This is a genomic window from Barnesiella sp. CU968 (genome assembly GCF_905219685.1).
In the GTDB taxonomy this organism is placed as follows: domain Bacteria; phylum Bacteroidota; class Bacteroidia; order Bacteroidales; family Muribaculaceae; genus Lepagella; species Lepagella muris_A.
The window spans coordinates 1-2660 of the sequence record NZ_CAJMXD010000391.1 but is presented as its reverse complement, the minus strand read 5'-3'; the positions used below and the strand labels follow the sequence as shown (position 1 = coordinate 2660).

Below are 2660 nucleotides of genomic sequence, written 5' to 3'. Positions count from 1 at the left end.
CAACCATAAAAGACCTCAAGGAAGCCACAAGATTCACTATATAAAAAATTTCGAATTAAATTTAAACAGTTTCTTAGAGCTTGTTTAAAAATAAAACGAAGTCAGGATTTCACAATTCCGACTTCGCTCGCATTAAAAATTTCTTTCTAATACAATGAATAAAACACAGTGCAAATACAATAATCGTAACTATATAACAAAACCCGTTGCAAAAAGGTTTGCGGATTCGTTATTTTTCTGAAGTTGTTTTTTACAACCTGCCTGATCAAGAATGTCTACGAGTGAATGAACTCAGGCGTTCGACACCTGCTCCGTATGCGCAGTAAAGTCAATACAACACATTAAAGCTGCCGGAATGCTGATTTCTGAGCATTTTTTACTAACTTTGCCCGTCAATAGAATCAAGTGGCACAAAAATTCCACGCTCAATATAAAATCACTTTGCGCACCGGGACTTTTTGCGCTCGTTCTGTTTTATACTTACTTGATATTTATGGTGTTAAAAAAATATTTTATCATCCTGTTTTTAGCCGTGCTCCAGTTTGCGGCATCCGCGCAGCGTCCGATGTCAACAACCGGAGAAAAGCCTGGAGGAACCGGGAAGCAGTCTGACCTCGGGAATAAGGATAACGTAAAGAGCAAAACAACCTACAAACAGGGAAACGCATGGAAACTGTCTTATCCCCTCGGCAATCATGAGGAAGCGGACATCGACACCCTCCTGTATAACTATCAGCGGCAGTTTGTGCCGGCGATGAATTCCGATGCATGGGCAACAACCGGCTCTTTCGCGGCTGAAGGCATAAACATGCTTTACTTCCAGCGTCCGCAGCCTTCGGCATTCCTGTTTGAAGACGCGCTGAACTACTGGTTGCCGACATTCAGAAAGGAGAAATTCTATAACGTATATATACCTATGACGCTGTTGTCGTATAATTTCGGCGGCAACCGCGATAACCACACAGATAGGCTGAAAGGTATATTCGCTGGAAATGTAAACCGCAAGATAGGAATTGGTGCGAACATCGATTATCTGTACACCAAAGGGGCGTATAACAGTCAGGCAGCTAAAAACCTCATTTACGGGTTTCAGGGATATTACACCGGCAACCACTATGAGATGCAGGCTTTCCTGAATCACTACAATTCANAGAATCAGGAAAACGGAGGTATAACCGATGACCTCTATATCGAAAACCCTGCTGTGCTCCAGGGAGGTGTCGACAAAATCGAGCCCAAGAGCATCCCGACAAGACTGAACGGAGCCCAGAACAGGCTCGTTGGTGCGGAATTCTATATGTCGCACGCGTATAAGATCGGTTTCTGGCGCGATGACACGCAGGAAGGAGACACAATCGAGCGCATGACACTTGTGCCTGTGACCAAATTCATATATTCTTTCGATTATAAGTATAACCACCGCACTTTCAAAAACACTCGCGCCGAGGAAGCATCACAATTCTGGGCAAACACCTATTTCAACCCTGATTACACCCTCGATGACACTCATTACTGGTCTTTCTCCAACACTCTTGGCATCTCGATGATCGAGGGATTCCAGAAATGGGCTAAATTCGGTTTGTCCGCATATGCGACCTATGAGTTCGACAGGTTCAAACAGTCTTATCTACTTCCTCAGCCGTCTGAAAATCCTGCGGAACTCTCACCCATTCCGGAGGGGGCGTCACTTGAGCCGGAAAAGAAACGCAACAGATTATGGGTAGGTGGCAGACTTGAAAAAATGAAAGGTTCGTTGCTGCGCTATGCCGCCAATGCCAAATTCGGTCTTATGGGGGATGCCGCAGGTGATCTCGACATCGACGGTTATGTTGAAACACGCTTCCGACTCGGTAAAGACACAGTAAGAATCTCCGCTGAGGGATTCTTCAGGAACCAGACTCCGTCATATCTCCTGCGCCATTATATATCCAACCATTTCACATGGAACAATGATTTCGGCAAAACCCGCTCATTCCGTGTCGGAGGACATCTTCATATCCCCTGGACAAAAACAGACCTGCGTGCAGGCGTGGAGAATATACAGAATTGCGTGTATTTCAATCAGAATTCAGTTCCCAGTCAATATGGCGGAAGCGTGCAGATTTTTTCAGCATCCATTGACCAAAAACTTAAGTTCGGCATATGGAACTGGAACAACACCGTAACTTATCAGGCATCATCCAATCAGGATGTGATTCCGTTGCCGGCTCTTAGCGTCTACAGCAACATGTTTCTGGGATTCACCGCATTCCGTGTGCTTCACATGCAGATAGGCGTGGATTGCGATTATTATACGAAATACAGGGGATATGATTACCAGCCGGCAACAATGTCTTTTCATGTGCAGGGAGAAAACCCGATATGGGTGGGAAATTTTGCCGTTGCCAACGCATATGTCACCGCAAAACTCTATAAAGTCCGCTTCTTCGTACTCTGGAGCCATGTGAATCAAGGACTTTTCGGTAGCAATTACTTCTCCCTCCCGCACTACCCTATCGATCCCCGCCAGCTGAGATTCGGTCTGTCAATAGATTTCGCCAACTGACAGCAGTGGCATGCAAGCAATAACGTTTCCGATACTATTGGCGGTGTGTCAAAATTGATAAAATTTGACACACCGCCTTTATTTTAGCCGGATGGCGAGGATGCTGTCAGAATGG

Annotated in this window: 1 protein-coding gene; it reads left to right on the top strand. The window is 45.3% G+C overall.

Annotated features, from left to right (window positions below):
• Positions 1-532 precede the first annotated feature (532 nt).
• On the top strand, positions 533-2545 hold the full coding sequence (locus JX312_RS11950) for a putative porin (RefSeq protein ID WP_204458131.1): 2013 nt from the start codon (positions 533-535) through the stop codon (positions 2543-2545).
• Positions 2546-2660 lie beyond the last annotated feature (115 nt).